We start from the raw sequence: 23,344 nt of genomic DNA on the forward strand, positions 1-23,344 counted from the left end.
GCCGAGGGCGGCCAGGCTGATCGTCAGGGCCTGCTCGTACTCGGTGCGGGCGTCGTCGAGCCGGCCCAGAGCCTGCAACACGCTGCCGAGGTTGCCGTGCCAGATGCCGATGGTGGGGTGGTCGGGGCCGAGGGCGGCCAGGCTGATCGTCAGGGCCTGCTCGTACTCGGTGCGGGCGTCGTCGAGCCGGCCCAGAGCCTGCAACACGCTGCCGAGGTTGCCGCGCCGGGTGCCGATGTCGGGGTGGCCGGGGCCGAGGGCGGCCAGGCCGATCGCCAACGCCTGCTCCAACTCGGTGCGGGCGTCGTCGAGCCGGCCCAGAGCCTGCAACACGCCGCCGAGGTTGCCGCGCAGGGTGCCGATGGTGGGGTGGTCGGGGTCGAGCGCGGCCAGGCCGATCGCCAACGCCTGCTCGTACTCGGTGCGGGCGTCGTCGAGCCGACCCAGATCCTTCAACACGCGGCCGAGTTCGTCGCGGCGCCAGGCGGTTTCCTGATGGTCGGCACCGAGCGCGGTCACGGTCAAAACCAGCGCCCGCCGGGCCAGCGGTTCGGCCTGCCGATACTGCCCCCGTTCCCGCAGGTAGGTGGAGGACCGATCCAGGAGCCACCCGGCGTGTTCCCCGCCGACTTGCAGCCGCTCGGCATGCTCCGCAACAGCCAACACCTGGGGCAGCAGCCGCTGACACTGCGGCCAACGTGCCGGCTCCCAACTATCGTTCGGAAACGATCCCCGGATCAGGTCGACGGCGGCGCCCGCCCAGCGTTTCTCGTCTTCCGGGTTGAGGCGGGCCTGCACGACCGCCTGCACCAGCCGATGCATCCCGATCTCCGCCGGCTCCAACCCGATCAGCGCATACCGGCCCGCCGCATCCAGCATGCGGTTGAACACCAGCCGATCCGCCGCCGCCGCACCCAACGGCTCCGGCAGCGACCGCGACCCGGAAGCCAGCAGATCCCGCGGCACCTGCGGGGCCAGAAACGCCAGCAGCGTCAGTAGCTGCTCCGCCAGCGGCTCTTCGCCGTGTACCCGATCCAGCGACAACGTCCAGACGGACGCCACTCGGCGCCCATCCCCGGCCAGCGGCCCGTCCGGCGACGCGAACAACTCCCGCGCCCGCTCCCGCACCAGCCCCACATAGCCGGAAAGGTCCTCGCCGGTCTGCTCCAGATACGCGGCTGCCTCCTCCACCGCCAGCGGCAGATCCCCGACCAGCTCCGCCAGCTCACCCAGCGACCGCTCATCGGTATGCCGGGTCCGGGCCCGTAGGAACGCCACCGACTCCGCTCGCGACCACACCTCCATCCGCACCGTGCGGGCATGCCCGGCCCAATCCGGCCACCGCGAGGTCACCAGCACCCGCCCGCCCCCACCAGCCGGCAGCAGCGAGGTCACCGACGACGGCTGCTCCGCGTTGTCGTAGATCAGCAGCCACCGATCCCGGCCTTGCAACGCGGCGAACACCGCCGCCACCGCATCCCGCTCATCCGCGGTCTCCGGCAACCCCATGCGTCGCCCGAGCCGGACCAACTGCCCGGCCACCGTGGCCGGTTGTTCCGCGTCGATCCACCACACCAGCTCGAAGTCACTGCCGTACCGGTACGCGTACTCCACCGCCACCGCGGTCTTACCCACCCCGCCCAGCCCGTGCACCGCACCCGACACCACCGCCGCCACCGGCTCATCAGCCCGCAGCGCCTCATACACCCGCCCGATCAGATCGTCCCGGCCGGTGAACACCGGATTGCGGCCCGGCAGGTTCGCCACCACCGGCCCCAGCCCCGGAAACCGCGTCCCACCCGCACGACCTGGGTATGCCGCCGCCGCAGGCCGAGAGCGATCCTGGTCCACCGCGGCGAGCAGCTTCTTGCGCGCCACCGCCTCGACCGCATCCACCACGTCCACATACACCCGGGTCGACAACAACCCCGGCGGATCACACGGCTGCACCCGCACCGGGATCAGCAGACCCTTTTCACCGGTCGGATCCCGGGCGAACACCGCCCGCCACTCCGCCTCACCGAACCGCGACCGTAGATACGCCGGCGACAACACCGCGATCGTCCGCTCACCCTCGACCACCCCGACCTGCATCTCATGCACGAAGTCGCTGCCCGGCCGGAAATCCGCCGCCTGATACCGCGTCGAATACCCGGCATCCTCCAGCTGCACCGCGATCCACTCAGCCCACACGCGATTCTCACTCGCATAGCTGATGAAGAAATCCAGGCCCGACCGCTCCCCACCCACCCAGGCCTCCCACAGCAACCAGACAGACAGGCAGCCATCCTACAAAGCACGGCCGTCCGGACGACATCGACAAAGATCAAATACCGTGCCACTCCGGCGAGACCAACATGAACGACCCCCGGACCCGCAACAACTCCCCGAGAAATCAAGATCAACGCACTCTCATGCCGCCCGTCGTGCGCGCCAGCCATCAGCGGGGCTCACGCTCGGTGACTGACCCGCCTTCACGCCTTGATCTGCCGAGTTGAGTGCGTTCCTCGGCGGGCGGCCAGCGAACGCGAACAGGGAGTCGTGTGAGTCCATCGCTCTCCGCGAGATCGATTCGTCGCCCGTTATGCCCGCTGGTGGCTCGCGGTTGCTGCCGGAACGACGTCGAGGGCACACGATCGGTCGCGGAACGCGGACAGGAGCGCACCGAAGCCCGCACCAGCGTGGATGAGAGCACACCGAAGCCGTCCGTGTGCCTGCGTCCCGGCTATGGCGTAGACGGAGGACCACGATGGCGTTGTGTGCGACCCCATCCACGTCGACACCTCGATCTTTGACGCTTCGCGGCCCCGAACGGCGTTGTTGATCAGCCAGCGTCGGGACATCGCGGTGACAGCCCCATGATCACAGCGATTTCCGGCTGCTGGACGATCAACATCTCGAACGTCCTCATCTGTCGCAGAGAACGCGCGCTGCGTCCCGTCGCCGCCCGCGCCCAGCGCGCTGGCCGACACGTACCGTAGTCGCCCTTTGATGACGCAGCGACCTCGCCCGCAGCGACCTCGCGGTGGAGCGGGAGGTCAAACGGCAAGATCAGAGGAGGTTCTGGTCCTGCAGCCACCGCTCGGTGCGGGCCATGCCCTCGGCGAGGCCGACCTTGGGCTGGTAGTCGAGCAGCCGGCGGGCCTTGTCGATCGAGTAGGTGCCGGTGCGGGTGAAGTAGCGCATCGAGATGGCGTTGAACTCGGTCGATGCCCCGGTCAGGCTGATCGCGCGCCCGGCCGCCGCGGCGATCGCCACCGCGACGGGCGTGGGCAGGCAGAGCGGGCCGCGTCTGCCGAGCATCCGGTAGTAGTGGCCGAAGAACTCCTTGCAGGTCACGCCGACCCCGCCGGTGAGGGTGAAGACCTGGCCGGTGTTGCCGTGGCTGTTGGCGGCGATCAGCACCCCGTCGATCAGGTCGTCGAGGTAGACCGGGCTGAAGATCCCGTTGCCGTACGCGGGGAGCAGGAACTGGTTCTTTTTGATCAGTTCGAGGGGCATCAGCGTCCACGGGCGCGATCCGGGTCCGTAGACGTCGCCGGGCCGGATCACCGTGACCGCGATCTGCCCGGCCGCGTGTGCCTGCAGCACCACCTGCTCCGACGCGATCTTGGTGTCGACGTAGGGGTTGCCGTCCGGGCGCACCGGGTGCTCCTCGGTGACGCCGTCCGGGAAGCCGAGGTCGGAGAAGGCCCGGATCGAGGAGAGGTGGATGAACCATCGGGCGCCGGCCCGGACCGCGGCGTCCAGCACCTTGCGGGTGCCGAGGGTGGTGACCCGCCACTGCTCGTCCAGGCCGACGCCGTTGGAGACCACGGCCGCGGTGTGCACCACCAGGTCGGCGGTGAAGTCCTGCCAGGGGCCGTCCCGGGTGATGTCCCCGCCGATCACCCCGCTCTCCGGGTCCGCGCGCAGGTCCACGCCGTCGACGACGTGGCCCAGCTCGCGGAATCGGAGGGCCAGCTCACGGCCGATGAATCCGCTGGCGCCGGTGATGAAGACGCGCATCGATGGATCATGTCACTCCGGTGACACTACTGTCACCCGTGTGACGTGAACGCCGTTCGAGGGTGACATCCGGGGGATGACATGGGATTCGAGGTTCGTGCCGACGCGTACGGCCGTTTCATGGGCCGGTACTCGTTCCCGCTCGGCGTCGAGTTCGCGGCTCACGCCGGCCTCGCGCCGGGGCTGCGGGCACTCGACGTCGGCTGTGGGACCGGCGCGCTGACGACGGTGCTGGTCGAGCGCCTGGGCACCGGATCCGTGGTGGCGGTCGATCCGTCGACGGCCTTCGTCGAGGCGATCCGGTCCCGTCTGCCGGAGATCGACGTCCGGCAGGCCTCGGCGGAGCGGCTGCCGTTCCCCGGCGGCTCGTTCGACGTCACCCTGGCCCAGCTCGTGGTCCACTTCATGACGGACCCGGTCGCGGGCCTGCGCGAGATGGGCCGGGTCACCCGCGCCGGCGGTCTCGTCGGGGCCTGCGTCTGGGACCACGCCGGCGGCCGCGGCCCGCTGACCACGTTCTGGCAGGCGGTCCGGTCACTCGATCCGGCCGCTGCCGGCGAGTCCGATCTGGCCGGTGTCCGGGAAGGCCGGCTCGCCGAGCTGTTCACCGCCGCCGGGCTGCGCGACGTGGAGTCCGGCGTGCTGACCGTGCGGGCGGAGTTCGCCGATTTCGATGACTGGTGGGAGCCGTTCACCCTCGGCGTCGGCCCGGCCGGCGACTACGTCACGGGGCTCGGCGCCCAGCAGCGGGCGGCGTTGCGCGAGCGGTGCGCCACGCTGTTCACCCGGCGGGTCACGGCTTCGGCGTGGGTCGCGCTCGGCCGCGCTGTCTAACCTGGCGGTATGACCGTAGACGAGATCGGCTTCGGCGGGGCACCGGCGTGAGCCGGCCCGCCCGCGTCGAGGACGTGCACGAGATCGCGGCGGCGATGCCCCATGTCACCGTCACCGGGGACAACCCGGTCTATCAGGTCGGCGGCAAGTCGTTCGTCTTCTTCCGCAATCCCCGGCCGGACGCGGTCGATCCGGTCACCGGCGAGCGGTACTCCGACGTCATCGTCTTCTGGGTGCCCACCGACGCGGACAAGCAGTCGCTGGTGCAGGACCCGTCGTCGCCGTTCTTCACGACGCCGCACTTCGACGGCCACCTGTCGGTCCTGGTGCGGGCGAGCCGGATCGGCGAGCTGTCGCGGACCGAGCTGGCGGAGGTGATCCAGGACGCCTGGCTGTCCCGGGCGTCACAGCGGCGGGCGCAGGCGTGGCTGAGCGCCCACCCGCCGCAGCCGTCCCCGTGAGCGCGCCGGATATGCGGTTGCCGGGCTTCGATGGGTGATCGACGATCGGGCGATGGAGACGACCACGGCTAACTGACAGCGTGCGGCTGGGCGGTTTACCGGATCGGCGGCGGGGCACACGGGGCGGGGTTCCCCCGTACCCAAGGAGGTCTTTGATGTTCGCCGGTCGCAACGTGCTCTCCGGAGCTCTGCTCGGGGTGGGTTTCGCGGCGTTCGTCGATGAGACCGTTTTTCATCAGCTGCTGCACTGGCATCACTTCTACGACAAGTCGACGCCTGCGGCGGGGCTGGTCTCCGATGGACTGTTCCACGCGGTGAGCTGGTTCGCCACGGTGGCGTCGCTGTTCCTCCTCGCTGACCTGCGCCGGCGTGCGGCGTTCGAGCGGCTGCGGTGGTGGGGCGGGCTGCTGACCGGGGCCGGCGTCTTTCAGCTGTACGACGGGACGGTGCAGCACAAGCTGATGCGGCTGCACCAGATCCGGTATCACGTGGACGTGGCGCCGTATGACTGGGCATGGAACATCATCGCTGTGCTGCTGATCGTCGCCGGTGTGTCGATGCTGGTCCGGGCGCGGATGTCGGCCTGACGTGGCCGCCGCGATCCTGATCCTCGCGGTCGCCTACGCGGCCGGCGTCGTGGCGGTCACCCGGCGGGGTCGCCGGTGGCCGGCGCGGCGGTCGGTGTGCTGGGCGGCCGGGTCGGTGGCCGCCTGGCTTGCCGTGACAGGGCCGCTGACCGACGCTGCCCACTACGACTTCACCGCGCACGCGGTGGCGCACCTGCTGCTCGGCATGGTCGCGCCGCTGCTGCTCGTGTTCGGCGCGCCGGTCACCCTCGCTCTGCGGGCCCTGCCGGTCGGCTACGCCCGGGCGGTGTCGCGGGTGCTGCGCAGCGGGCCGGTGCGGGCGGTGACGCATCCGGTCACGGCGGCCCTGCTGAACGGCGGCGGTCTGTGGATCCTGTACGCCACCGGGCTCTCCCACGCGATCCACACCTCGCCGTGGCTGGAGTTCCACCTTCTCGCGGCGGGGTATCTGTTCGCCGCCGCGATCGCCGGCCCCGACCCGGCGCCGCACCGGCCCGGGCCGGCTGTCCGGGGCGTGGTGCTCGTCGCGTTCATGGCCTCGCACGCGGTGCTCGCCAAGTATCTCTACGGCCATCCGCCGGTCGGTTTCGCGGACGGCGAGGCCGGGGCTCAGGTGATGTACTACGGCGGGGACCTCGTCGATCTGGTGCTTGTCGTCGCTCTCTGCCGGGAGTGGTACGGGAGCGTCGCCCCCGGTCGCCGGGTCGTGCGCCGGCCTCGGGCACCGTGGCGGCTGCCCGAGGAGATCAGAACCGCGAGGTGACGCGGGGCTTCCGGCGGCGCTGACCCCGTACCCAATAGTGATCTTGATCTTTCTCGGTCATTCAAGCTTGCCGATTCGTTGGGGCGGGCGACACCTGGCGGACAGCGGGGACCGGCTTCCTGGAGGCTCACACCGACGGACATCCAGGAGGACGAATGGACCGGCGATCACTGTTGCGCGCCACCGTGGCGGGCGCGGGAGGTCTGGCCCTGCCCTTCACCGCGTGGTCGGCCGCCTATGCCGCGCCGGCGCAGAACGCGACCGGACCCTACGGGCCGCTGCAGGCCGCCGACGCCAACGGCATCCAGCTGCCGGCCGGTTTCACCAGCAAAGTCATCGCCCGATCGCGGCAGGTGGTATCGGGAACCTCCTATGTCTGGCATGACGCGCCGGACGGTGGCGCGGTCGTCCCGAACGGCAGCGGCTGGATCTACGTCTCGAACTCCGAGGTGTCGTCGTCGGCGGGCGGCGGGGCGTCGCGGATCGTCTTCGACGCGAACGGGAACGTCACCGGCGCGTCGCGGATCCTGTCCGGCACCAACCAGAACTGCGCGGGCGGCAAGACCCCGTGGAACACCTGGCTCTCCTGCGAGGAGATCACTCTCGGACGTGTCTGGGAGACGTATCCGCTGGGTGGCGCCGCCGTGGTGCGCCCCGCGATGGGGCGGTTCAAGCACGAGGCGGCGGCGGCCGACCCGGTTCGCAAGGTCGTCTACCTGACCGAGGACGAGACGGACGGGCGTTTCTACCGGTTCGTGCCGGCGACCTGGGGCGATCTGTCGGCCGGCACGCTGCAGGTGTTCAAGGCGGGAACCGCTACGTCCGGTTCGTTCACCTGGCAGACCGTGCCGGATCCGGACGGTTCGCCGACGCAGACGCGCTACCAGGTGTCCGGGGCGAAGTCGTTCAACGGCGGGGAGGGGTGTCACTACGCCAACGACACCGTGTGGTTCACCACGAAGGGCGACAACCGGGTGTGGCAGGTCAACCTGCTGACCGGGACTTACGAGCTGGCGTACGACGACAATCTGGTCAGCCCGGGTACGGCTCCGCTCACCGGTGTGGACAACGTGACCGGGTCGTCGTACGGGGATCTCTATGTCGCCGAGGACGGCGGGAACATGGAGATCTCCCTGATCAGCCCGGATGACAAGATCTCGGTGTTCCTGCGGGTCACCGGCCACGGGTCGTCGGAGCTGACCGGGCCGGCGTTCACCCCGGCGGGCAATCGGTTGTACTTCTCGTCGCAGCGCGGTACGTCGGGGTCGTCGTCGGGTGGCATTACCTACTGTGTGACCGGGCCGTTCCGCACCTGAGGTGGTAGTCCCGGCAGAGTATGCTGAATTTGTTTGACGCAGCAAGCTTCGCTGGGTGTGTGGGGGTCGGTCATGAGGCGCGTGACGGTGGTCGTGATCGGGGCGGGGCAGGCGGGGCTCTCCGCTGCCTATCATCTGCGGCGGCGTGGGTTCGCGGCTTACGGCGCCTCGCCGGGCCGTGTTCTGCCTTTCGAGGCCGAAGCCGGCGCCCACGTCGATGCCGGCGCCCACGTCGATGCCGGCGCCCACGCCGGTGCTTTGCCGTCGTTTGTCGTGCTCGATGCGGACGCCGGGCCCGGTGGGGCGTGGCAGCACCGGTGGGCGTCGCTGCGGATGGCCACCGTCAACGGCATCTTCGACCTGCCCGGCCTGCCGAAACCCGCCATCGATCCGCAGGAGTCCAGCAGCGCGGCGATCCCGCGGTACTTCGCGGAGTACGAGCGGGCGTTCGCGCTGCCGATCCTCCGGCCGGTGCGGGTGACGAGCGTCCAGGACGCGGACGGCTCGCTGCTGGTCTCCACCGATCACGGCGAATGGCTGGCCGAGGCCGTGATCAACGCGACCGGCACCTGGACGAACCCGGTCCGGCCCGAGATCACCGGTTCCTTCGCCGGGCGGCAGCTGCACACCCGCGACTACGCCGACGCCGCCGAGTTCGCCGGCCGGCGCGTCGCCGTCGTCGGCGGCGGGATCTCGGCGGTGCAGCTTCTCGAGGAGATCTCCCGGGTGGCGACCACCTTCTGGTACACCCGTCGGGAACCGGTCTTCCTCGACGAGTGGCGCCCCGAACACGAGGGCCGCTCCACGATCGCCAAGGTCATCGCGGACGTCGAAGCGGGCCTGCCGTCGCGCAGCGTGGTCTCCTACACCGGCCTGGGCTGGACCGACTACGCGCGCGCCGCCCGCGACCGCGGAGCCCTGGTGCGCCGCCCGATGTTCACCGCGCTCACACCGACCGGCGTGGTGGAGGCGGACGGCAGCGTCACCGAGGTCGACGTGATCCTCTGGGCGACCGGCTTCCGCGCCGAACTCGCCCACCTCGAACCGCTCCAGCTGCGAGGACCCCTCGGCGGCATCCCGATGATCGGCACACAGGTCGCCGCCGATCCGAGGATCCACCTCATCGGGTACGGGCCCTCGCAGTCCACAGTCGGCGCGAACCGGGCGGGTCGTGAGGCGGCGGCCGCCCTGCGCCGGTTGGTGCTCTCTGGCGCACCCGTGAAGGAGCGAGTCAGCGAATCCAGCCCGGCCTAGTAGCTAGTCAGCACGAGCCGCGGCCGGGCGGCGCCAGCCGTAGGCCAGAGCGGCTACCCGGGCTTGATCACATGCCTGGGCTACGGCCGGGTGGCGCCGGCCGTAGGCGAGAGCGGTTACCCGGGCTTGATCACATGCCTGGGCTACGGCCGGGTGGTGCCGGCCGTAGGCCAGAGCGGCTACCCGGGCTTGATCACATGTGTGGGCTACGGCCGGGGCGGCGGGTTCCAAGATCGGCGAGGCGGGAGGTGCCAGGTGCGAGGTGCCAGCCGCCGGGGCCAGTGCTCCCGGGCGCCCTTCAGCGCGAGCCGCTGTCACCCTGCGTGCCGGCATCCGAGGTAAACCCCGCGCTTCTCGGAAACTCGTGGACGTTCCAGGCCCCGCAGAATCACGCGAACCCCGCAGCGCTCCACCGCCGCCCGCACCGGGCGTGAGATCAGCCAGCGGGGTCAGCGCTGAGAGCCGGCCGCCCGCCCGGGTTGCCTGGTCCGTGAACCCGGACGGCCGCTCAGCCCTTCGACTTCTTGGGTTTCTTCGACTTGGTGGATCTGCTCTTGCCGGGCTCGGCTGTCGTGGTGGCCGTGGTGGCCGTGGTGGTCTTGGTGGCCGTGGTGGTGGTCGTCGCGCCGCAGAACTCGGCGATGTCCTCCTCGCCGCCGGCGGCCTCGGTCAGGTCGCGGCGGTCGCGGCCGTTCATCGGGTGGCCGCCGGATTCGGCGGTTCGCCAGGCCGCGCACCATGCGGCTTGCGTGCTGGTGATGCTGTTCGCGGACGTGGGTGCGGGTGTCGGCGACGGCGTGGGCGTCCGTGATCGCGACGGTGATGGCGACAGCGGCGGCGGCGGAGATGCTGGCGACAGCGGTGCTGACGACGCCGATGACGGTGGTGGCGCGTCCGGCACGCCGAGGCCGGAGAAGAGGCGGTGTGCCTGCTCCTGGACGCCGGCCGGGAGGTTGCCGGTGCGGGCGGCGACGGCGGTGCCGCTGCCCGCGAGGACAACGGCTGCGCCGGTGACGGCAGCGATGACGGCCCGGCGTGGCTTCGTCCGGGGTGGCCGCTGCCCGCCCTGAGCATGGTCCGGGGTGGATGCCGCGAGGACACGACGGCGTTCCGCCGCCAGGGCGGCGATCATCGCCTGCTCGCCGGCTGTCTCGGCCGCGGTGGCCGGAGCCCGCAAGCTGCTGATCAGGTGCTCCAAACCAGGATCAGCCGCGCCGGGGCCGGGATCGGCGGGGCTCGGGGCGGCGACCAGGCGGTCGGCCTCGTCCAGGGCACGGCGGCGGTTACGCCAGAAACGAATCGCCATGCGTCACACCTTCTCGGTGGCTTCGGGGTGCGGACTCCGCGGCTGCCCGCCGGCCCGGACCCGTACCTGGGGGTCGGCGGCCAGCCGGCGCAGGCCGCGCATGGTGGCGATCCGCACGGCGCCCCGGCGTTTGCCGAGGATCCGTGCGGTGTCGGCGACGTCGAGCCCGGCGACGATCCGCAGCATCACGGCCTCGGCCTGGTCGGCGGGGAGCGCGGCGACCCGGCTCAGCGCCCACGCGGTCTCCGCGCCTTCGATCACCTCGGCCTCGGCCGCCGGCATTGCGCCCCCTGCACCGATGCCGCCATGCCCGGTGCCGCCCCCACCGATGCCGCCCCGACCGGTCGCGCCCGGGCCGATGCCGCCGTGACCGATACCGCCCGCACCGATGCCGCCGTGACCGATGCCGCCGTGACCGGTGCCGCCGTGACCGGTGGAACCGTCGCCGACCGTGCCGGACGGGTCCTCGCGGCGGCGGCCGGCCCGGCGCTGCTCGTCGATGCCGCGGTGCCGGGCGATGCGGAAGAGCCACGCGCGGAAGGCGGCCGGATCGCCGGTGAACCGGTCCAGGTCGCGGGCGGCCTGCAGCCAGGTCTCGGACGCGACGTCCTCGGCGGCGTCCCCGGCGATCAGCCGCAGGTACCGCAGCACGGCGGGGTTCAGCGCGCGCCACAGCACGGCGAACCCCTGCTCGTCGCCCGCCCGCGCGGCGGTCAACGCGTCGGCGAGTTCGTCGTCCTTCGGCAAGTAAGCCCCCCTCACGAACCGGGCAGCACGCTACAGCCGGCGGGTGGGGCGCGGGGGACCGGGGCCGGTCTATATCAGCGAAGTATCAAACATATGCGTACGTGAATATCTCGTGTTCCTACTTTTCCCTCGTCGTGTCTGCGCAACGAAGGACGAGGGCATGAGAAGAAAACGGGGCGTGCTCGTCACGGCCCTGGCGCTGACGCTCCTCGCGAGCTCAGGGACCTGGGGTTATGTGGCGACGCGGGAAAAGCCCACCGCGGAAGCGGCACCGGCCGGGGAGGCTGTGCCGGCCGCGGAGGCTGTGCCGGCCGGGGACGCGTCGCCGGCCGGCGACGACGGTGGTCCGGGCCTGATCGAGCGGGCCGGGAACGCGGCCCGGGATCTCGTCGGCGGCGGCAAGGCCGCGACGCGGACCGAGCCGGTCAGCACCGGGCTCGCCGTCGACGAGCGAGCGCCGGCCGGCAGGAAGTGGCCGGCCGCGAAGCGGGTCGGCGAGGTCGCGTCGCGGCGCACCGCCAACGGCCGGGTCTTCGCGCTGTCCGACGGCCGGCTGCAGGCGGAGATCTCGCCGGTGCCGGTCAACTACCGCGACGGCAAGGGCCGGTGGAAGCCGATCGACACCCGCGTGCGCGGGCGGGCGAACACCACGAACACGTTCACCAGCCGCTTCGGTGACCGCAGCGACGAGCTGGTGCGGTTCGAGAAGGACGGCCGGAGCATCGAGCTCGGCCTGGCCGGCGCGGCGACGAAGGCCGAGCCGAGGGTCGCCGGGTCCACAGTGACCTATCCCGGGCTGGCCGGCGGCGCGGACGTCGTCTACGAGGTGACCGCCACCGAGCTCAAAGAGAAGATCGTCCTGAAGAAGGCGCCGGCCGGGCCGGTCTCCTACACGTTCACGCTGGACACCGGCGGCCTGACCCCGGCGCCGCAGCCGGACGGGTCGATCGCGTTCACCGGCGCGGGCGGCGCGACGGTGCTGACCATGCCGGCGCCGTTCATGTACGACAAGGCGGGCGCCCGCAGCACGAACGTGACCCAGACGGTTCGCGGCGACACGATCACGGTCACCGCGGACGCGGCCTGGCTCGCCGACGCCGGCCGGAAGTACCCGGTCGTGGTCGACCCGACGATCAAGGTCCAGCCGGTGCCCACCGACGCCCAGGACACGATGATCTCGTCGGGCGCGGCGACCACCAACTACAACAACTCGTACGAGCTACGCGTCGGCACCGACGCGACGGCGGCCTGGCGCTCGCTGCTCAAGTTCGACACCGGCCTGATCCCGGCCGGTACCACGATCGACGACGCGCAGCTGCAGCTCTACTACGACTCCTCGTACTACGCGTACGGCCACGACGTGCCGATGGAGGCTCGCAAGATCACCGCGCCGTGGTCGGAGTCGACCGCGACCTGGGCCACCACGAACGCGGCCGTGGCGGCCGAGCCGGTCGGCAACATCGTGACCGTCGACGACGGCGACACCGGCACCGCCGCGTCCGGCACCTGGACGGCCTCGGCGAACACCACGCTGACGCCCAAGGCGATCGGCGGCGACTACCGGGTCAACAACGACGCGGCGACCGGGAACACCTACACCTACGTCCCGACCATCACCGAGGCCGGCAACTACCTGGTCGAGGTGCACTACGTCGGCGAGTCCGACCGGGCCGCGAACGCCCCGTACACCGTGCACTACAACGGGGGCTCGAAGGCGTACCCGGTCGACCAGACCACCCCGGTCGCCGCCGGCGGCTGGAAGACGCTCGGCGTGCACCCGTTCGCGGCCGGGACCACCGGCAAGGTCGTCCTCGGCGACGTGGCGAACAAGGCGGTGATCGCCGACGCGGTGCGGTTCACCAAGGCGACCACTGTCAAGCAGAACAGCAAGTCCAGCGTCTGGTCGTCGTTCCCGGTCCGCAACGTGGTGCAGGAGTGGATCAACGGCGCGGCCAACCACGGCCTGATGGTCAAGGCGGTCAACGAGAACGACAAGGGCCGCGGCGGCGCGATCTTCCAGGCGTCCGAGTACGCCTTCGAGAACGCCCGGCGCGACTTCAACCTGCCGAAACTCGTGATCACCTACGGCAAGCCGGGTGTCGCGGTGAACCAGCCGACGACGATCACCTCGACCGGCGCGCTGCTCGACTGGCCGGCCTACGCCGGGACCGACATCGCCGAGTACCAGGTGCACCGCAGCCCGTACCAGACCTGGACGCCGTCGGCGGCCACCCTGGTGGCCCCGGTCACCAAGGGCGCCACCAGCTTCCAGGACACCACGGCGACGCCGACCCCGGCGGCCGAGACCGACGTGATGAAGCGCAAGTTCTTCTACTACATGGTCGCGGTGAAGACCACCGACGGGAAGATCATTCCGGGCCCGACCGTGCAGGCCATGCTGCCGAAGGCCGGCCAGGTCACCAAGATCTTCCGGTCCGGGGTGACCGACACGACGCTGTCCGCCGCCCAGCCGGCCGCCAACGTCAACAGCTACGCCGGCGACCCCTACGTCAGCCCCGGCAACAACTCCGCCGTTTACGGCGACACCCGTGGCCTGGTCAAGTTCCCGATCGCCGGTGTTCCGGCGAACGCGCAGGTCACCGACGCGCAGCTGCGGATGTGGAACGTCGGCCTCTACCCGGGCACCGACACCGACGAGAACGTCGACGTGCACCAGCTGACCCGCGCCTTCGACCAGGCCAAGGCGACCTGGAACACCAGCGACGGCGCCACCGCGTGGACGAGGGCCGGCGGCGACTACGACGCCACCGCGCTGTCGGCGAACAACGGCTTCACCAACGATCCGAAGTGGATGTCGTGGAACGTCACGACCGCCGCGAAGTCCTGGGTGTCCGCCCCGGCGGCCAACCACGGGCTGCTGCTCAAGCAGCGTGACGAGGCCGGCGCGACAGCCCGCGCCATGCTGCTCTCCGCCGAGGCGGGCGAGCCGATGCTGCGCCCCACCCTGGAGATCACCTACCTGGAGCAGACGCCGGAGTCGACGTACTACGCGCCGCAGCTGCCCGAGGGCGCGCCGCCGGCGACCACCTTCACCACGCCGGTGTCGATCGCCAACCCGACCCCGTCGACGTGGAAGGCCGCCGACTGGCAGCTCTCCTACACGTGGGCCCGGGCCAACGGCGAGGCGGTCAGCGGCTCCACCGCCGTCACGGCGCTCCCCGCCGACGTGCCCTCCGGCGGCTCGGCGGACCTGACCGCGACTGTCACCACCCCGCCGTCCACCACCGAGGGCAACAAGCGGACCGACTACACGATCCGCTGGGAACTGAAGAACAAGACGACCGGCCAGACGCTGTCGCAGGCCGCGTCGATCGCGCCGCTGGCACAGAACATCGCGGTGGTCGAACCCACGTCGGACCAGCTCGGCCTGGAGGACTTCTACTCGTACTCCGGGAAGAACACCGGCGCCGGCGGCACCCTGATGAACAACCTGTACGCCGGCAACACCGTCTGGCAGTACAACGCGTTCAGCAACCCGTCGCGCGGCCTGTCGAGTTTCGTGCGCCTGTCCTACAACTCCCTGGACACCACCGACACGGTCTCCGGTTTCGGCTGGTCGCTGCAGGCGTCGTCGATGATGCGACTGGGCTCGCCGCTGGACTTCCACCCGAACCCGAACCCCCGGACGGTGACGTTCACCGACGGCGACGGCACCAGCCACTGGTTCACGCTGGACTCCGCGACCGGCACGTGGGTGTCGCCCAAGGGCGTGCACCTGCTGCTGCAGCAGAAGGCGGGCGTGCAGTGCAAGCCGAACACCCAGGAGCCGCAGGCCTGGTCGCTGACGCGCCCCGACCGTACCCAGTTCTTCTATGACTGCGACGGCTACCTGACCTCGACGGTGGACAAGAACGGCAACACGATGTCGTTCACCTACGAGGAGCGCAAGAGCAACAACGCGCCGACGAAGTTCCTGCGCTACATCACCGACCCGGAGTCACGGCAGACCATCACCATCGACTACTGGGCCAAGGGCGAGAACTTCGAATACATCAACGACACCACCTGGGTACGGGCGTCGGGCACCGGCCTGACCAACCCGAAGATCATCGATCACGTCAAGACGATCAAGGACGTCTCCGGGCGGACGCTGCACTTCACCTACACCGACAAGGGCCTGCTCGGCGAGCTGATCGACGGGTACGGCTCGACCGACGGCACGCCGAAGACGTTCAAGTTCCAGTACGACATGACCCAGGGGAACAAGAACGTCAAGCTGGTCAAGGTCACCGACCCGCGGGGCAACGCGACAAGCCTGGTCTACCACTACCCGTCGACCGGCGACGACCCGCAGTGGCACTGGCGGACCAAGTCGTACACCGACCGGCTGGGCGGGACGACGCAGTTCGCGTACACCGACCCGGACGGGCCGCAGGGCCGGAACATCGACACGACGGTCACCGACGCGGAGAACAACAAATCTCTCTACCACCATGACGGGTACGGCCGCGCGTACCGGGTCACCAACGCGAAGAACGAGGTCACCGGCCTGGTCTGGGACGACCAGCACAACGTGACAGCGCTGACCGAGGCCAACGGCGCGGTCTCCCGGTGGAAGTACGACGCCAAGACCGGATATCCGCTGGAGACCACCGACGCGCTCGGCGCGACCCGGGTGCTGACCTACCAGACGCAGCTGAACGGGTACGTCGCCGAGATCGCTACCAAGACCAGCGCGGAGGGACGCAAGCACTCCTTCACGTACACGGTCGAGGGTGACCTGGCGACGGTGACCGACCCGATCGGCGCCGTCACCACCAACACGTACGACACGTGGGGCCGGCTGCTGACCGCCAAGGACGCCAACGGCAACGAGACGAAGTTCGACCTGTACCACGCCACCGGTTACCCGCAGAAGATCATCGACGCGAAGCAGGTGGCGTCGGCGTTCGCCTACGACTCCCGCGGCAACGTCACCGAGGTCAAGAACGACAAACAGGCCAAGACCACCCAGGGGTACGACACCTTCGGCCGCCCCAAGGACCGGGTGGAGCCGGTCGACGCCGCAGCGGGCCGCTACCTGACCATGAAGGCGGCCGTCTACGACGCCAACGACAACATCGTCACGGCGTACGCGGCCAACGGCACCTCGACCACCTCGGTCTACGACAAGGCCGACCAGGTGATCGAGACGCTCGCCCCGAAGGACGAGGCGGGCGACCCCGAGCGGCGTACCACCAAAACGTACGACAAGGTCGGCAACCTGCTCACCGTCACCGAGCCGCAGGGCAACCTGACGGCCACGGCTGGTGATTTCACCACTACCACCAAGTACGACGCGATCTACCAGCCGATCGAGGTCCGCAACGGCGAGGGGCAGAAGGTCACCTCGACCTACGACAACGTCGGCAACCTGCTGACCATCGTCGACGCCAAGAAGAACGTCACCGCCGACCCCGCCGACTTCACCGTCAAGTACGAGTACGACCTGCTGCACCGCACGGTGAAGAACACCGACGCGGCCGGCAAGTTCACCACCGCGCGGTTCGACAAGGACGGCCTGAAGGTCGCCACCACCGACGCGGACGGCAACGAGTCGCTCGCGACGTACGACGCCCGCGGCGCGCTTATCGAGTCGAAGGTCCCGCACGCCAAGGACGCCTCCGGCGCGATCACCTACCGCACCACGAAGTACGAGTACGACAAGGCCGGCAACCGCACCAAGGTGATCAGCCCGCGCGGCGTAGCCACCGGCGACGACGCCGAGGACTTCACCGCGGTCACCGTCTACGACCAGCTCAACCGGGCCAAGGAGGTGTGGTCCGCCTACGACCCCGGCGACAACCGATACGGCACCCCGGACAAGACGATCTACGAGTACGACGCGGTGGGCAACATGACCGAGGTCAGCACTCCGCCGTCCCAGGGCCAGACGGTCCGCAACGTCACCCGCTACACGTACTACGACAACGGCCTGCAGAAGTCCTCGACCGACCCGTGGGGCATCGTCAACACGTTCGACTACAACGAGCTGGGCCAGCAGACCAAGAACACGCTGAGCTCGGCCGGTGGGTCGGTCACCCGGACGATGACCTGGGACTTCTTCGCCTCCGGTAACCAGCGGGCGCGGTCCGACGACGGCGTGCCGGTCGGCAAGGACGCGGTCCTGGTCGACAGCTCGGACAGCAACAACACCGCGAGCCAGGGCGCCTGGACCGCCGGCTCGGCCACCGGCCAGTACGGCTACGACGTGTACACGGCGCCCGCCGGCAGCGGTTCCGCGCAGTACAACTGGCAACTCAACATCCCGCGCGACGGCGCCTACCAGGTGTTCGCCTACTACCCGCAGATCACCGGGGCGGCGACGGACGCCAAATTCACCGTCACCCATGCCGGCGGCGACACGGTTACGACGGTCAACCAGAGCACCGGCGCCGGCACCTGGGTCAGCCTCGGCAGCTACACCTTCACCGAGGACGGCGCCCAGAAGATCACTCTGACCGACCAGGCGAACGGCAAGGTGGTCGCCGACGCGGTCAAGCTGGTCCGCGACAGCGGCGCCGAGGTGGACAACGAGAAGAAGGAGTTCACCTACAAGTACAACGCGAACGGGCTGATGACCCAGGTCAACGACCGGAGCCCGGGCGCCGGCGTGGACACGTACCGACTCGCCTACGACGGCCTCAACCAGATCAGCAAGGTGGAGGAGGTCACCGGCGGCACGGTGAAGAACACCACCGCGCTGACCTACGACGCGAACGGCAACCCGCTCACCTCGACCCACGACCTCACCTGGTCGAAGATCGAGTACGACGTCCGGGACATGGTCGCCAAGGTGACGAACGCCGACTCGCCGTCGGCCGGCAACCAGCAGATCTCCACGTTCACCTACACCGCCCGCGGCGAGCTGCTCAAGCAGGTCAAGCCGAACGGCAACACGGTGGATCTGGCGTACTACCTGGACGGCGCCACCAAGCACCAGGTGGAGAAGACCTCCGCCGGGACCGTGGTCGCCGAGCACAGCCTGGAGTACGGCCCCAACGGCACGCCGTCGAAGGACGTGCTCAAGCTGATGAACGCCGACAACGCGTCGGAGTACATCGACAACACCTACGTCTACGGCTACGACCCGCAGGACCGGATCACCAAGGTCACCAAGACCGGGGACAGCGCGGACACCGAGTCGTACGTCTACGACGCCAACGGCAACATCGTCGAGCAGACCATCGACGACGTCACCACCACCAACAAGTACGACCGCAACCGGCTGCACTCCTCCACCACGGTGGGCATCACCTCGACGTACAACTACGACCCGCTCGGACGCCTCGACACCGTGTCGATGCTCGGCGAGCGCGCGGAGAAGCACTACTACGACGGCTTCGACCGGACCGCCAAGACGACCGCCGGCACCGGCGCCGCCGCCAAGTCCACCACCTACGTCTACGACCCGTTCGACCGGACGGTGTCGCAGACAGCTGATGGTAAGACGACCGCCTTCACCTACCTGGGTCTCGACGACCAGGTGCTGCGGGAGGAGGTCGCCGGCAAGGCCGACAAGTCGTACCAGTACTCGCCGTGGGGTCAGCAGCTGACCCAGATCAAGCACAAGGACGACGGTGCGAAGGAGTACTCGCAGTACACCTACCGGCCGCGTGGCGACGTCATCGCGATCACGAAGGAGGACGGCAAGACCCGCGCCACGTACGGGTACACCGCGTACGGCAGCGACGACGCCTCACAGTTCACCGGCGCGGACAAGCCCGGTGCCGCCGGTTCGTCGCAGGAGCCGTACAACGCGTTCCGGTTCAACGCCTCCCGGTGGGATGCCGGCTCCGGCACGTACGACATGGGCTTCCGCAACTACGACCCCGGGCTGAACCGGTTCCTCACCCGGGACTACTACGGCGGCGCGCTGTCCGACATGGGCCTGACCGCGGATCCGTTCCTGAGCAACCGCTACGCGTTCGCCGGCGGCAACCCGATCAGCTTCGTGGAGCTGGACGGCCACCTGTTCGGCATGTCGTGGTCGGACCTCGGGCACGCCGCGCTCGACGTGGTCGGCATGGTGCCGGTCGTCGGTGAGGTCGCCGACGTCGCCAACGGCATCTGGTACATGGCCGAGGGCAACTACGTCGACGGGGCGCTGTCGCTGGCCTCGGCGATCCCGCTGGCGGGCAACGTGGTCGGCGCGGTGAAGATGGCCAAGACGGCGGACAACGTCTACGACTCGTACAAGACCGCCGACAACGTCACCGACGCCACCAAGGCGATCCCGTCCACGCCCAAGGCGCCCGACACGCCCACCCCGGCGAAGGCCGACGCGCCGCGCAGCCCGGACGGGCCGTCGTGCCCGGTCTCCGCGAAGCCGAACAGCTTCGTGCCCGGCACGAAGGTGCTGCTCGCCGACGGCAACACCCGCAACATCGAGGACCTGCGCCTCGGTGACCGGCTGCTCGCCGCCGACGTCGAGTCCGGTGCGGTCCAGGTCCGGCCGGTCACCGACGTCCGCGGGGTCGCCGGCCAGAAGACCCTGATCACGCTCACCGTCGACGTGGACGGCGACGCCGGGTCGAAGACCGGGAAGATGACCTCGACCGACAACCACCTGATGTGGCTGCCGGACGCGGGCGCCTGGGTGGAGGCCGGCCAGCTGAAGCCCGGCATGTGGCTGAAGACCTCGGCCGGCACCTGGGTGCAGATCACCGCTGTCGACAGCACGGTCCGTCACCAGCGGGTGCACAACCTCACCGTCGAGGGGCTGCACAGCTACTACGTGGTGATCGGCAACGCGCCGGTCCTGGTGCACAACACCGGTGGCGCGTGCCCGATCGGGCGCAAGGTCGAGTTCGGCGACGACAACGAGGACCTGGCGCGGCTGGCCGCCGAGCGGCGGTTCGCCCCGCGCGCGGCCATCGCGGACGGGTCCAACGTCGGTGCGGCGCGGCTGAAGAGCGGCGAGATCTTGTACGGTGTCAGCCGAGGCAACAACTACCACGCCGAGGACGACATCTTCAGCCAGCTGAAGGACGGCGACATCATCGAGGCGCTGTACTCCGACCGGATGCCCTGCGGCCCGAACCAGCGCAACTGTGGTAATCGCCTGCTCGATCACAATCCGGAGATGGACATCATGTATTCCGTCCCGTACGCCGATGATCCCACCGATCGCACCATCAACAAGGCGGGACGAGATCTCTTGAAGAGCCTGGTCCAGGGCTACGCCTTCCGGAAGGGACATCGAGGCCGGCGATGATGACCCCAGCTCAGGGAAGCCGGGTTCCGATCCGCAGCGTGCTGGCGGGCTGGGACGTCCCGGCCGCCGGCGACGCGGACGCCAGCATCCGGACCGAGGCGTGGGTGTTGTTCACCCTCCGGCCGGACGCGCCGGGCAGCGCGCCGAGCCTGGTCTTCCCTGAGCTGGGCCCGCAGTACCAGCTCGGCGTTCAGGAAGCCCTGCCCGGCCCGGTCGAACTCGCCGTGTTCGGCGTGCGGCCGGGCCGGGGCACGGTCAGCCTGGCCCGGCTGCGCGACTACCACCGAGCCGGCCGGGGCGCCGGGGACTTCCAGGATCCGGTCTTCGTCAGCACCGGCGTCGAGCGGTTCGCCGCCGCCCTGGACGTCGGCCTCGACCTGCACGAGCGCCTGGCCGAGCTGCGGCAGGTTCCGCGGGAGCAGTGGGAGCGGGAGAACCAGGAGCGCAGCTTCGAGCTGCTGGCGGAGAGCACCCGGGCCCTGCACCGGATCGACCCGGCGGCGCTGGCCGAGGACGGCTCGTTCTGGTGGTACGCGGTGGAGGGCCTCTGGGGCGAGCTCGATGACGGCGACGAGCGGTTCGACGACCTGCTGCTGCGGCTACGGGCCGGATCGGGGACCTGATCCTCACATGCGCCTCGCCGATGCCTTGACGGAAGTGCCGGACAGTGAACCCGTGCCCGGCCTGGAAGGGGTGTGGACCTGGTCTGTCGGGCCCTTCCGGACCGGAGCCGGTGGAACCCGTGGTGTCCATCCCCGGCTTCGCGTCGGCGGGGTACGGCTTCGATGTCCTGGCCGTGCCGCGACGCGATGTCCTCTCCCATGACGTGAACGAGTTCCCGGCCCTGGCCGCGGTTCCGACAGTCGTGTTCCCCGCATTCGCGTGCGCGTTTTCCGGGACCGAGACCGTGGACGACGCGGTGTACCGGGTGAACCGTGCGTTGTTGATCGGCCGGTTGTCCCGGGATCCGGTTCCGTTCCTGAAAATGAGGTACCGCAATGACGCCCTCGCCTTCGCGCACGCTTGCGTCTACGGAACCTAGTGCGGTGCGCCGGTGACCAGGGGACGCGTCTACCGACCTGAGCGTGCGGCGCCCGGCCTGCGGCGGCGAGACCACTCTGAACGACCTGGACCACCGCATGCTGGCCGGCTTCGCCCGGTTCGCCGCCGTGGCTGAGGCTTCCGCCTCCACGATCATGCGTCTCGCCAGCGAGCGCGGGCTGCTGCCCGCCGCCGCGGAGATCTCCCGCGCCGGAGAGGCGACCTGGCGAGCGCATGATCTGGAGTACGAGTGCTGGCCGGACCGGGTGGACGAGGACCTGACGCTCGCGCTGAACGTGGGCGACGCGGTGCTCGGCCCGAAACTGAGCGAGTACGGGCGGCTGGCCGTGCGGCTGCGCACCGAGGAGCGTATCGGCTGGCCTGGCTCGTCCGTCACCGCCGATCAGCTGGCCTTCGTGGGAACGCTGCTGGGCGAGATGCTGGCCGTCGTCGCCGGGCGGCGCGAGCTCGCGCTGATCCTGGCGGCGGAGGAACCGGTGACCAGGGGACGCGTCCACGCGTGGCAGGACCGGGGCAACCATCCCGCCCGGCTGGTGCAGGCGCTGATCCTGGCCCGCGACCTCGGCGACGTCGAGCTGGAGAAGCAGGTGCTCGGCATCCTGCACGGTTACCCTGCGAAGGTGCCGGCCGGATACGACAGCGTGCTCACCCAGGCTCGCCGCTGGGCCGGCGACTTCGGCAAGGCGCTGGGCCGGAAGATGACGCTGTGAGGCTGAGCTTGCCCGGCGATCTCGGCCTCGACCGGCAGTGGCGTTCCTTCGTCCTCGACGGCCGGTCGTCCACAGCCTCGTCCGCCGTCACGTCCTGACGGAAAAGCACCGACCGAACTACATCCTGGCCGCCTTCATGGCCTCCGGAACGTAGGCCTGATCGAACGCGCGACCAGGCCGAGGAGAGTGTGTCGTCACTACCGCTCGAATGCGAGTCGCGCTCCGAACCCGATCATGGCAATGCCGGTCGTTCCGTCCAGACAACGGCGGACCCGTCTACGGGCAAGCACCCTCCGGGCCCGATGCATCACGGCAGTAAGAGTAAGGAGGTATAGCAGGGACAATAAGGCGTGACTCAGCGCGAACAGCGCCAATGCCATCGTGCTGGCACCGGGAGCCAGAAACTGCGGCAGAACAGCGACGTAGAACACGAGGACCTTGGGGTTGGTGATGTTCGAGACGAAACCCTGGCGCCATCCGCGCCGAGTGTCGTCACCGGTCGCACTCGGAACCTCATACCGGCCCCGCCAGGCGGCACCCAGCAACCGCAGTCCCAAGTACAGCAAGTAAGCAGCACCCACCCACTTGACGATGTGAAACACCGGCTGCGCCCTGAGGACCAGGGCGCCAAGCCCCAGGATCGCCGCAGTGCCTTGAACGGCGTTCGACGAAGCAACTCCTGCAGCGCACCACATCCCCCGACGGCGACCTCCCGACATGGTGTTCCCGACCACCACGGCGAAGTCGGGGCCGGGTATCAGCACCACGACGACAGCGAACGTCAGATAGGCGGCATACGCAGTCCAGTTCACCGGCATCACGCTAACCGTGTCCGCGAATGAAAGCTGGCGGGAAACGGACATCGCATTCCTGGCTGGCCTCGGACTTACCCTTATGGCCGCCGAGCGTGCGCGCCGATAAGCGGACGGCCGTCACGGTCCTGTCACGCCGCGAGGGTCGGCCCAGGGCACACTCGTGCCGAGAAGAGGTGCGACACGAGGTCGCACGAAGTGAGTGAGTACGTCGATTGGAGGTCGGGTTTGATGCCCGAGACGTAGCTCCCGGTCAGTGTCTTCAGA

General features: G+C 69.6%; 15 protein-coding genes. 10 read left to right on the forward strand and 5 right to left on the reverse strand.

What is annotated here, in order from left to right:
- Both fxsT and AB0F72_RS40470 read right to left on the reverse strand, forming a co-directional pair.
- Positions 1-2,250 (reverse strand): FxSxx-COOH system tetratricopeptide repeat protein (gene fxsT / locus AB0F72_RS40465; protein ID WP_360444023.1); only part of this gene is annotated, 2,250 nt, incomplete at its 3' end.
- A gap of 801 nt (positions 2,251-3,051) precedes the next feature.
- A complete protein-coding gene (locus tag AB0F72_RS40470; protein WP_360444026.1) occupies positions 3,052-4,008 on the reverse strand; it encodes an NAD(P)-dependent oxidoreductase in 957 nt (318 codons plus the stop codon).
- Between the two features lie 81 nt (positions 4,009-4,089).
- Between AB0F72_RS40470 and AB0F72_RS40475 the strand changes: the two genes are divergently transcribed.
- The 6 genes from AB0F72_RS40475 to AB0F72_RS40500 all read left to right on the forward strand — a co-directional run bounded on the left by AB0F72_RS40475 (position 4,090) and on the right by AB0F72_RS40500 (position 9,223).
- Positions 4,090-4,842, forward strand: a complete 753-nt coding sequence (locus AB0F72_RS40475) for a class I SAM-dependent methyltransferase (protein WP_360444029.1) — start codon at positions 4,090-4,092, stop codon at positions 4,840-4,842.
- Between the two features lie 47 nt (positions 4,843-4,889).
- Positions 4,890-5,303 carry an MmcQ/YjbR family DNA-binding protein gene (locus AB0F72_RS40480; protein ID WP_360444032.1) on the forward strand — a complete coding sequence of 138 codons (414 nt, stop codon included), beginning with the start codon at positions 4,890-4,892 and terminating at the stop codon, positions 5,301-5,303.
- 155 nt (positions 5,304-5,458) lie between these two features.
- Positions 5,459-5,890, forward strand: a complete 432-nt coding sequence (locus AB0F72_RS40485) for a DUF2243 domain-containing protein (RefSeq protein WP_360444035.1) — start codon at positions 5,459-5,461, stop codon at positions 5,888-5,890.
- A gap of 1 nt (position 5,891) precedes the next feature.
- Positions 5,892-6,653: a cytochrome c oxidase assembly protein gene (locus AB0F72_RS40490; RefSeq protein WP_360444038.1), complete on the forward strand. Its 762-nt coding sequence runs from the start codon at positions 5,892-5,894 to the stop codon at positions 6,651-6,653.
- Positions 6,654-6,808: 155 nt separating this feature from the next.
- On the forward strand, positions 6,809-7,969 hold the full coding sequence (locus AB0F72_RS40495) for an alkaline phosphatase PhoX (protein WP_360444041.1): 1,161 nt from the start codon (positions 6,809-6,811) through the stop codon (positions 7,967-7,969).
- A gap of 72 nt (positions 7,970-8,041) precedes the next feature.
- Positions 8,042-9,223, forward strand: a complete 1,182-nt coding sequence (locus tag AB0F72_RS40500; RefSeq protein WP_360444043.1) for an NAD(P)-binding domain-containing protein — start codon at positions 8,042-8,044, stop codon at positions 9,221-9,223.
- 508 nt (positions 9,224-9,731) lie between these two features.
- Here the strand turns inward: AB0F72_RS40500 and AB0F72_RS40505 are convergent.
- On the reverse strand, positions 9,732-10,529 hold the full coding sequence (locus AB0F72_RS40505; protein ID WP_360444046.1) for a hypothetical protein: 798 nt from the start codon (positions 10,527-10,529) through the stop codon (positions 9,732-9,734).
- Positions 10,530-10,532: 3 nt separating this feature from the next.
- Positions 10,533-11,276, reverse strand: coding sequence for an RNA polymerase sigma factor (locus tag AB0F72_RS40510; protein WP_360444048.1), 744 nt, complete (start codon positions 11,274-11,276; stop codon positions 10,533-10,535).
- Positions 11,277-11,436: 160 nt separating this feature from the next.
- Here AB0F72_RS40510 and AB0F72_RS40515 point away from each other — a divergent pair, with 160 nt between their 5' ends.
- The 4 genes from AB0F72_RS40515 (at position 11,437) to AB0F72_RS40530 (ending at position 22,265) form a co-directional block, all read left to right on the forward strand.
- The gene (locus AB0F72_RS40515) at positions 11,437-20,493 is read left to right on the forward strand and encodes a DNRLRE domain-containing protein (protein WP_360444051.1); all 9,057 of its coding nucleotides are present in this window, start codon (positions 11,437-11,439) and stop codon (positions 20,491-20,493) included.
- Positions 20,490-21,116: an SUKH-4 family immunity protein gene (locus AB0F72_RS40520; protein WP_360444053.1), complete on the forward strand. Its 627-nt coding sequence runs from the start codon at positions 20,490-20,492 to the stop codon at positions 21,114-21,116. The genes AB0F72_RS40515 and AB0F72_RS40520 overlap by 4 nt, the downstream gene beginning before the upstream one ends.
- 119 nt (positions 21,117-21,235) lie before the next feature.
- On the forward strand, positions 21,236-21,535 hold the full coding sequence (locus AB0F72_RS40525; protein WP_360444056.1) for a hypothetical protein: 300 nt from the start codon (positions 21,236-21,238) through the stop codon (positions 21,533-21,535).
- A 43-nt stretch (positions 21,536-21,578) separates the two neighbouring features.
- Complete coding sequence (locus AB0F72_RS40530) at positions 21,579-22,265, forward strand: hypothetical protein (protein WP_360444059.1); 687 nt, start codon at positions 21,579-21,581, stop codon at positions 22,263-22,265.
- A gap of 197 nt (positions 22,266-22,462) precedes the next feature.
- On the opposite strand, the gene AB0F72_RS40535 is transcribed toward AB0F72_RS40530, so the two are convergent.
- Positions 22,463-23,077 carry a LysE family translocator gene (locus tag AB0F72_RS40535; RefSeq protein WP_360444062.1) on the reverse strand — a complete coding sequence of 205 codons (615 nt, stop codon included), beginning with the start codon at positions 23,075-23,077 and terminating at the stop codon, positions 22,463-22,465.
- Positions 23,078-23,344: the final 267 nt, after the last annotated feature.

The organism is Actinoplanes sp. NPDC023936 (assembly GCF_040639325.1).
Classification (GTDB): domain Bacteria; phylum Actinomycetota; class Actinomycetes; order Mycobacteriales; family Micromonosporaceae; genus Actinoplanes.

Bases quoted from the DNA above. Each gene is read 5' to 3' on its own strand.
- AB0F72_RS40470 (WP_360444026.1), bottom strand. From the start codon at position 4,008: ATGCGCGTCTTCATCACCGGCGCCAGCGGATTCATCGGCCGTGAGCTG.
- AB0F72_RS40475 (WP_360444029.1), top strand. From the start codon at position 4,090: ATGGGATTCGAGGTTCGTGCCGACGCGTACGGCCGTTTCATGGGCCGG.
- AB0F72_RS40485 (WP_360444035.1), top strand. From the start codon at position 5,459: ATGTTCGCCGGTCGCAACGTGCTCTCCGGAGCTCTGCTCGGGGTGGGT.
- AB0F72_RS40495 (WP_360444041.1), top strand. From the start codon at position 6,809: ATGGACCGGCGATCACTGTTGCGCGCCACCGTGGCGGGCGCGGGAGGT.
- AB0F72_RS40500 (WP_360444043.1), top strand. From the start codon at position 8,042: ATGAGGCGCGTGACGGTGGTCGTGATCGGGGCGGGGCAGGCGGGGCTC.
- AB0F72_RS40505 (WP_360444046.1), bottom strand. From the start codon at position 10,529: ATGGCGATTCGTTTCTGGCGTAACCGCCGCCGTGCCCTGGACGAGGCC.
- AB0F72_RS40515 (WP_360444051.1), top strand. From the start codon at position 11,437: ATGAGAAGAAAACGGGGCGTGCTCGTCACGGCCCTGGCGCTGACGCTC.
- AB0F72_RS40520 (WP_360444053.1), top strand. From the start codon at position 20,490: ATGATGACCCCAGCTCAGGGAAGCCGGGTTCCGATCCGCAGCGTGCTG.